The sequence below is a fragment of the Leucobacter sp. M11 genome (assembly GCF_035726885.1).
In the GTDB taxonomy this organism is placed as follows: Bacteria; Actinomycetota; Actinomycetes; order Actinomycetales; family Microbacteriaceae; genus JAPFRB01.
The window spans coordinates 437740-446195 of record NZ_JAPFRB010000001.1 but is presented as its reverse complement, the minus strand read 5'-3'; the positions used below and the strand labels follow the sequence as shown (position 1 = coordinate 446195).

Here is an 8456-nt window from a genome sequence, read left to right as displayed (position 1 = left end):
TGCCGCTGGCCGCCGGAGAGGCTGAGCCCCTCCTCGCCGACCTGGGTATTCACGCCCTCGGGGAGCGTGGCGACGAAGTCGGCCTGCGCCACCTCGAGCGCGTCGCGCAGGACGCGCTCATCCTCGGGGGTGTCCGGGGTCAGGTCGTTGCGGCCGAGCAACACGTTGTCGGCCACCGTCGAACTGAACAGGGTGGGCTCCTCGAAGGCCATGCCGATGTGCCGGCGCAGCTCCTCGCGGGTGAGATCGCGCACGTCGACCCCGTCCAGGAGGACGCGCCCGCCCGTCACGTCGTAGAGCCGGGTGGTGAGCGCGGTGAGCGTCGTCTTCCCGGAGCCGGTGACGCCGACGAGGGCCATCGTCTCGCCGGGGCGCACCGTCAGCTGCACGCCATCGATGAGGTCCCGGCTGCCGGGCGCCGCGTCCTGGTATCGGAAGTGCACGTCCTCGAAGACGAGCTCGCCCCGCGGGGCGTCGATCGTGACGGGGTGCGCCGGGTCGGTGATCGTGTTCGGGCGGTCCATCACCTCGAAGAAGCGGTCAACGGCCGCGCGGGTGTCGAGCGTCATCGCGAGCAGGAACCCGATCGACTCGATGGGGAAGCGCAGCACGGTCGCGGTCGCGAAGAACGCGAACAGCTCACCGACCGTGATCTGCCCGGTGGAGCCGAGCCACAGCCCGGCGAGCAGGCTGAACGCGAAGGCGAGGTCGGGCAGCAGGATGATCCACAGCCAGATGTTCGCGAGCGCGCGGGCCTTCTTGAGTTCCGTGGAGCGCAGCTGCTCGGCCTGGGCGCGGAAGCCGCGCAGGGCGTGCCCGCCACGGCCGAAGGCCTTCAGCACACGGATACCGTGCACGGACTCCTCGACCGTCGTCGCGAGGTCGCCGGACTGGTCCTGACTCTGCCTGGCGATCACCGAGTACTGCTTCTCGAAGACGTAGCCGTAGGCCCACAGGGGGAGCGAGGTCACGAGGAACACGGTGCCGAGCAGCCAGTGCCAGCGGAACAGGAACACGGCGCCGATCGCCACGGTCACGAGGTTCACGACGAACAGCACGAGGCCGAACGATAGCCAGCGCCGGATCAGGCCGAGGTCGGCGACGGCGCGGGACAGCAGCTGCCCGGACTGCCAGCGGTCGTGAAAGGCCACGGGCAGGTCCTGCAGCTTCGCGTAGAGCGAGTTACGCATGCTGGCCTCGATGCGCGTGCCCGGGGTCAGCACGAACCAGCGCCGGGCGGCGATGAGGGCCGCCTCGGCGATGCCGAGGGCGAGCACCGCCGCCGCGGCCCACCAAATCTGTCGGCGATCTCCCGAGACGAGGGGGCCGTCCACGAGCCCCTCCAAGACAAGGGGGATGCTCAGGGCCACGATGCCCGCGCCGAGCGCGGCGATCGCGCCCATGATGAGGCTCCACTTCATGGGCTTCGCGTAGGGCCAGATGCGGGCGAGCACGCGCAGGGTGCCGGGCTTCTTGGCGACGGGCTGGGGATCCGAGGGTGTCGGGGTGCGGGGTTGAGATGTCACGGTGGTGAGCAGTCCTCTACGGTTCGTGCGGGCGGGTGCCGGTGCTGGCAGGAGACGGGGAGGCGGGGCGCTGGGCGGCCGGGCCAGGGAGCCCCGGGAACGGGGCTGGTGAGTGCGAGACTCGTGGTGAAAACCGTGGGCTGGGCGCGAGGCGCCGGACCCTATGCTGCGGAGATCGCGGGCGTCGTGCCCGCTGGGGCTGTGCGGGAGCCCCCGATGCTGCCGAGAGCGGCGCGGTGGACACTGCCGGAACGCCGACGGGAACGGGGAGCATACGCTGCGGTGCGTGTCATCGTCATCCCCTCCTGTGGCGTGCGCTGGTGTCAGCAATTCACGAGATTTCATCCTATGACCCCCCGGGCGCGTCGCGCAAGACCCCGGCGCGTCGCAGGCCCCGGGCGACCCCGAACGCGGCCGGGATCGTGAGCACCGTGATCGCCGCCGCCACCGGGGCCAGCCACCCGGCCCCCAGCACTGAGGAGGGTGCCCACCGGCACCCCGAGGGTGAGGCTCAGCGTGCCCCCGCCAAGCGCGATCGACAGCATCGCCCCGAACCTCTCCGGGGTGCTCACGCCCCGCGTATACCCGGGCAACGCCGCCCACACCACCCCGGCGGCGCACCCAGCAAGGAAACGACACCCCAGGTGCAGGGGCAGGCTGGGCGCGAACGCGGTGCCCAGGTTCGCGGCGGCGGACAGCAGCAAGACCCCGAGCAACAGCGTGCGCCTCGGCACCCGCGCCGTGGCCGCGGACAGCGCAATCGCCGACACGATGCAGCCGAGGGCAAACACCCCGGTCGACTGACCAGCCAGCGCCTCCGGCACCCCCAGATCCGCGGCCAGCGCGGGCAGGATGCCCGCGGGCAACACCTCGGTCAACAACGTGAGAAAGCCGACCGCGGCACACAGGCACGCAATCAGGACGGGAAAGCGAGGGCTGCCGGGGGAGCGCGAGGGAGCACAAAGAGTCATCGCGCCAGCATCCGAGGCGGACACTCGTGTCAGGGTCAACCCGACCCGCCGCGGGAATAGCGCCCGGCAGCACTCCGTGAACCCAAGGCAGAGCGCCCCAGCCCCGCGGGCGCCACCCTCGAGGAGGCCCCCCTGCACATCGGTGAACTGGGGACCCGCTCGGGCACAAAACCCCCCGACGCATCCGCTACGACGAAGCACAGGGACTCCTCCGAACGGAACGGCTCAGCAACGGCTCCCGCGTCTTCCGCGAAGCCGACGCCGAGATGATCCGGCAGCTCCGCGACCACCGCGACCGCCTCGCCAAACGTGCTTCCTGCCGCACCGAAAGCCGCAACGCCATCGACCGCTCCCCGGGCGCCGTCACCGCCGGAGGGTCGGCACAGGACTCAGCTTCGCCGGAGTAGGCTAAGACGGCGTCGCTGCCCCGGCGCCTTCCTGCCACACCGAACACCCGGGAGCCCACTTGCCGCAGATCACCGTCACCGATTCCGAGCGCCTCGGCGAGCTCGCCGCCGAGCAGATCCTCCAGGCCCTCAGCCACCGGGATCACCCCGTGCTCGGCCTCGCCACCGGCAGCTCACCGCTCAGCGCATACCGGGCCCTCGCCCGCCTCGTCGCTGAGCGAGGCCTCGACCTGAGCGGGCTGCTCGGCTTCGCCCTCGACGAATACGTCGGCCTCGACCCCGAGCACCCCGAGAGCTACCACTCGGTCATCAGCAGCACCGTCACCGAGCCCCTCGGCCTCCGCCCCGAACAGGTCCGCGTACCCTCCGGCTCCGCAGACCCCGCCATCGAGTGCGCCGACTTCGAAGCGGCCATCCTCGCCGCCGGCGGCGTCGACCTCCAGATCCTCGGCATCGGCCGCAACGGCCACCTCGGCTTCAACGAGCCCGGGTCCCCGGTCGACTCGCGCACCCGAATCGTGCCCCTCACCGACGAAACCGTCTCCGACAACGCGCGCTTCTTCGACGGCGACACGAGCCTCGTGCCCCGCTCCGCGATCACGCAGGGCCTCGGCACCATCCTCGACGCGCAGGAACTCATCGTGATCGCGATCGGCTCCGAAAAGGCGGCAGCCGTCCGCGGCGCGCTCGAAGGCCCCGTCTCGGTTGACCTCCCGGCGAGCGTCCTCCGGCAACACCCGCGGGTGCACTGGTACCTCGACCCGCTCGCAGCAGCCCTGCTCTCCGAGGACACCCTCGCGGCGGCAGCCCGCCTCGACGCGCAGGCCGAGCCCAGCGCCCGCTGAGCCCAGGGACGGACGATCGGCGCTCGCCGCCGTCTCGCCCCCGGGCCCCGACCCTACTCCGCGTTTGGGGTCTGGAAGCCGCCCATGAGCGCCTGCTGCAGCTGCGCGGAGTCGCCCGCCGCCGAGCCCCCGTCGGCGAGGTACTCGCCGCCCGTGAGATAGCTGGCGTCCGAGGACGCGAGGAAGGCGACCAGCGTGGCGACCTCCTCCGCGCGCCCGGCCCGGCCGAGCGCCGCGAAGGGGAAGATGTCCGCCGTCTCGCCGAGGTCGCCGATCATGGGCGTGAGGATCGTCCCCGGGTGCACCGAGTTGACGCGGACCCCGAAGGGGCCGAACTCAAGCGCGGCCGACTTGGTCATGCCGCGCACCGCGAACTTACTCGCGGAGTAGGCGACCGCCCCGTGCTGCCCCTGGATGCCCGCGAGCGACGAGATGTTCACGATGGCCCCGGAACCCTGCGCCTTCATGGTGGCGGCAACGGCCTGCATGCCGAGGAAAACGCCGCGCACGTTCACGCTCAGGATCCGGTCGAGGCCCTCGACCGTCTCCTCCTCAAGCGGCATCATCCGCAAGATCCCCGCGTTGTTCACGAGGGTATCGATCCGCCCGTGCCGGTCGAGCGTGTGCGCGACCACGGCGGCCCAGTCCTCGGCGGAGGCCACGTCGTGGGCGACGAAGCTGGCGCGCTCGCCGAGCTCCTCGGCGAGCGCCGCGCCCGCCTCCGCGGCGAAGTCGGTGAGGACGACGCTGGCGCCGCGTTCGAGGAAGAGTCGCGCCTCCGCGGCGCCCTGGCCGCCCGCCGCTCCGGTAATGATGGCGATGTTGCCGTCGAGTGAAATGCTCATACGCTGTACTCCTGCCAGTGTGCGCGGGGCGCGGCGAATCAGCGGCGCTGCTCGCTCCGAATTGGAGCCCCGCCCGAGGGTTCGGTGGCCCCAGTTCAGCAACGAAAGCTGAGTGTCTTCACACCCGGAGCCCTCGAAAAGCAGCTACTCGACCCCGGAATTGACGCGCCGGGGGCAGCGCGCCTAGGCTCTGGGTGCCGAGCTGGGGACCGTTCTGAGGAAGTGACACCCGTGAGACTCTCCGTCGTCGACCTGAGCGTCGTCGCCCCCGGCAGCACCGAGTCCGATGCCCTACGCGACTCCCTGGACCTGGCCCGGCACGCCGAGGCTCTCGGCCTGCATCGGATCTGGTTTGCCGAGCACCACATCGGCCAGATGGGGGCCTCGCACCATCCGGAGCTGCTGATCACGGCGGCCGCGGCCGCCACGAGTCAGATCCGGGTGGGCTCGGGCGCCGTGCTCATGAATCACACGAGCCCGTTGATTGTCGGCGAACGATTCCGGCAGCTCGAGGCCATGTATCCGGGGCGAATCGACCTCGGGATGGGCCGAGCGGGCACGGGCCCCGTGATCGACCTCGCCCTGCAACAGGATCGCCGCCAGCCGGCGCAGATCGACCACGATCAGCAGGTCGCGGAGACGCTCGCCTGGGTCACCGGGGGGTTCCCCGCGGAGCACCCCTTTGCCCAGCTCGCCCTGCTGCCCTCGGTGGCGAGTCGCCCCGAGACGTGGCTGCTCGGATCGAGTCGGGGAAGCGCCCAGCTCGCCGCGGCGCTCGGCATCGGCTACGCCTTCGCCTCGTTCATTCACCCGCGCGACGCGGCGCAGGCGCTGCGCGACTACCGGGCGGCGTTCCGCCCCGGCGCGAGCGGGCTGGCCGAGCCGCGTGCGATACTCGCCGCGAACATCACGGTCGGCGACGACGCCGCGGCAGCGGCCCGGCTGGTGGCCTCGCCGAAGGCCTACTACGCCCGGCTTGCCCGCGGGAACGTGAGCACCGGGGTGCCGGACGCCGACACGGCCCTCGCGGAACTCAGCGACGCGCAGGCCGCCGAGGCGACGCTGCCCGTGGACGGGGCCTGGCCGAGGTTTCTCGCCGGGTCCCCGGACGAGGTTCGGGACGCCCTCGGCGAGATGGTCGCGGCCAGCGGCGCGGACGAGGTCATGGCGCAGAGCATGGTCGCGATGCCCGCGGACCGGCTCCGCTCGCTCTCGCTTTTGGCGGGGGCCCTGGGGGTCACGCCGCGCTGGGCCGCGGCGCTGCCCGACCCAGCACCCCGCCGTTCGCGCTGAGCGCTCGGCCGCCCACCCGGTGCCGTAGGCTGTCGCTATGGCCCTCGGAGACGCGCTGCTCGCTCGCATCGAGCGGACCGTCGCCTGCTACGGTCCCGGCCGCCCGATTCCCGCGGCGGAGCTGCGCGCGGGACTGCACGAGCTCGACCTGGTCCCGGACCCGGACTTCACCGAGTTCGTGGGGCGCTGGGGCGGCTGCTTCGTCGGCGTCCCGGTGCACGCGTGGGACAACGCCCAGCTCCTCGGCCGGGAAACCTGCCTCGACCTGACCCGCGAGGCGCGTGCGGCCTACGGGGCCCGCATCGACGGGCTGGTGTTCGCTGACGACGGCTCGGGGAACCCGATCTGGCTGGCTGCGGACGGGAGCGTGTGCCTGATCGACCATACCCACGGGAACACCCTGGTGCGGCTGGCGGCCAGTTTCCGCGCCCTGCTGGAGGAGAGCGTCGGCGACTGACGCGCCAGCATTCGGGCGCTGGCGCTCGGCCCGCCGGGGCGATCGGGAACGCCCCGGCGCGCGAGCCTAGTTGAAGACGGTGACCGCGCCGAAACCGCCGCCGAAGCCCGAGAGCACCACGAGCACCGCGGTGATGATCCACGCGGTCTTCTTGTTCTCGGCGTAGCCGTTCAGCGCAAAGCCCTGCTTGTCCCGCTGGCTCCCGGCGAGCACCAGGATGAGGTCGACGAGCCACCAGATGCCGAAGCCACCCGCGGTGATCAGCTTCAGGATGCCGGTGCCGACCTTGCCGAGGTAGAAGCGGTCCACGCCGAGCACGCCGAGGAACCAGGACAGGAGCCAGGTGGCGACGAAGGACTTGGGGCCAACGGGCGCTCCCGGACGCTGACCGGCGCCGGGGTGGGGCGCCCGCGCCTGCGGGGCCTGATACTGCGGGGCCTGATACTGGGGCGCGGCGTACTGCGGGGCATTCGGATCGGACATGGGGGCTCCTCGAGAGTTCCGTGGCTGGTGGTGTGTGGCCGTGGACCTCCATCCTGGCGCGTTCGCGGGCGCGGCACAACGGTTTTCGGCGAGCTCACGGCGCAGGGAACCCGGCACGCCCCGGGGCGGGACGCGGGTCCCGGCGCCCGCCACGTCACGCGCGGCCGCCCCGGCTTCCTCGCCCGAATCGTCCCCGTCCGCCAGGGCTGCCGGGGCCTCGGGCCCGGGAACCATCGCCCAGGTGTCCAACCAGATGGGGTACGTGCGTGAGCTGAACACCCCGAAGGCAATCCAGTGCCGCTCGCGGTCGCGGTCGTGCTGGTTCACCTCAGTCCTCCTCGCCGAGCTCGCGGGCTTGCCACCGCACCGAGGTGACCTCCGGGGCGCGGATTACCCGCTCGATCGCGGCCTCGATCTCCCGGTCGTTGCGGGCCGGGCTCTGCACGACCGCGGTGATCCGGACCCCGCCGTCCACCGGGAGATCAACCGCCGCCACCGACTGCACCGTGAACCGGGGGCGGTGCACGGCGTCGAAGACGAGGGCGCGCACGGGCACCTCGTTCTCGGTGGCGCACCCCACCTCGAAGCGATACTCGGCGGGGGACTTCGCCCGGGAGGTGCCGTTCCGGCGATCCAGGAAGCGGCCGAGGGGACGCAGCAGCCAGTTGGCGAGCGCGACCGCGAGGGTGCCAACCGCGGCGATGAGCGGCATGCCGCCCCCCGCGAGGGAGCCGATCGCCGCGGACGCCCACAGGGTCGCCGCGGTGTTGAGCCCGGACACCGAGGCGCCCTGCTTCATAATGACCCCGGCGCCGAGAAAGCCGATGCCGGAGACGATCTGGGCGGCGACGCGGGTCGGGTCAGCGCCGGGCCCCTCGAAGCTGTACGCGCCCATCACGACGAAGAGGGCGGAGCCGAGGGAGACGAGCGCGTTGGTGCGCACCCCGGCGGTTCGGGCGCGCCACTGGCGCTCCAGGCCGATCAGGCCGCCGAGCGAGAGCGCGAGAAACATGCGAAAAATAAGGTCGAGGGCATCGAACATGACGGTGCCTTTCCGTGAGTGGGAGCGGAGGAGAGGGTTCACTGTGTTCGTCACTCATGACCATCACCTCCGTCCATCCGCCTCGCGGCCTCGTGCGAGCACACGGGAACGGGCGGTGACGGTCCACCGCGCGAGCGCCTCCCAGGTCAGAGCTTTGGCACTGCACGACGTATCCGGGGCACCGACGGTGCGACGGGAAGCCACTTTGGGTCACCCCTTAAGCCGGGGAGACCTGTCCTAACCTTGGGCGTCTCTCGACGTCGTCAGATCAGTGGCCTGTGTTCGTGCAGGAGCCTCGCCGAACGAAGTGCTGCAGCGGCCACCGTAACACGTTTCTGGGGGCCGCGCACCGGGCGTCCGCGCCGGGCACGCTGCCTCGCGCGCAGCCGGGACGGCTCCGGCCCGGCTGCGCGGCGGCTGCGCGGCGGCATCGCGGCAGCTCGCATCGGGCCGAGGGGCCCGGCACCGCGGGCTCGGCACAGCGGGCTCGGCTCAGCGGCGGGCAAACAGCGCGCTGGCCTGCAAACCCCCGGCCGGGCCGTGCCACAGCTCCAGCGCGGAGCCGTGCAGCTCAACGACCCGCTTCA

At 71.8% G+C, this 8456-nt stretch carries 8 protein-coding genes and 1 riboswitch; of the genes, 3 read left to right on the top strand and 5 right to left on the bottom strand.

The window, feature by feature from the left end; translation table 11 throughout:
- Positions 1–1421, bottom strand: a 1421-nt coding sequence (locus OOT08_RS02255; protein ID WP_325091285.1) for an ABC transporter ATP-binding protein, incomplete at its 3' end; no start/stop codon positions are given.
- 446 nt (positions 1422–1867) lie between these two features.
- Positions 1868–2497: an MFS transporter gene (locus OOT08_RS02250; RefSeq protein ID WP_325090927.1), complete on the bottom strand. Its 630-nt coding sequence runs from the start codon at positions 2495–2497 to the stop codon at positions 1868–1870.
- Positions 2498–2963: 466 nt separating this feature from the next.
- Here OOT08_RS02250 and OOT08_RS02245 point away from each other — a divergent pair, with 466 nt between their 5' ends.
- Positions 2964–3749: a glucosamine-6-phosphate deaminase gene (locus OOT08_RS02245; RefSeq protein ID WP_325090926.1), complete on the top strand. Its 786-nt coding sequence runs from the start codon at positions 2964–2966 to the stop codon at positions 3747–3749.
- A 53-nt stretch (positions 3750–3802) separates the two neighbouring features.
- Here OOT08_RS02245 and OOT08_RS02240 read toward each other — a convergent pair whose 3' ends face one another.
- Positions 3803–4594, bottom strand: a complete 792-nt coding sequence (locus OOT08_RS02240) for a glucose 1-dehydrogenase (RefSeq protein ID WP_325090925.1) — start codon at positions 4592–4594, stop codon at positions 3803–3805.
- Between the two features lie 231 nt (positions 4595–4825).
- On the opposite strand from OOT08_RS02240, the gene OOT08_RS02235 reads away from it, so the two are divergent.
- Together OOT08_RS02235 and OOT08_RS02230 are read left to right on the top strand one after the other, a co-directional pair.
- Complete coding sequence (locus tag OOT08_RS02235; protein ID WP_325090924.1) at positions 4826–5887, top strand: MsnO8 family LLM class oxidoreductase; 1062 nt, start codon at positions 4826–4828, stop codon at positions 5885–5887.
- Between the two features lie 37 nt (positions 5888–5924).
- Entirely contained in the window at positions 5925–6344 is a 420-nt protein-coding gene (locus OOT08_RS02230) for an SMI1/KNR4 family protein (protein WP_325090923.1), read from the top strand.
- A gap of 66 nt (positions 6345–6410) precedes the next feature.
- On the opposite strand, the gene OOT08_RS02225 is transcribed toward OOT08_RS02230, so the two are convergent.
- The gene (locus tag OOT08_RS02225; protein WP_325090922.1) at positions 6411–6827 is read right to left on the bottom strand and encodes a TM2 domain-containing protein; all 417 of its coding nucleotides are present in this window, start codon (positions 6825–6827) and stop codon (positions 6411–6413) included.
- Positions 6828–7155: 328 nt separating this feature from the next.
- On the bottom strand, positions 7156–7869 hold the full coding sequence (locus OOT08_RS02220) for an MgtC/SapB family protein (RefSeq protein ID WP_325090921.1): 714 nt from the start codon (positions 7867–7869) through the stop codon (positions 7156–7158).
- 131 nt (positions 7870–8000) lie between these two features.
- A riboswitch (M-box (ykoK) riboswitch) is annotated at positions 8001–8183 on the bottom strand.
- Positions 8184–8456: the final 273 nt, after the last annotated feature.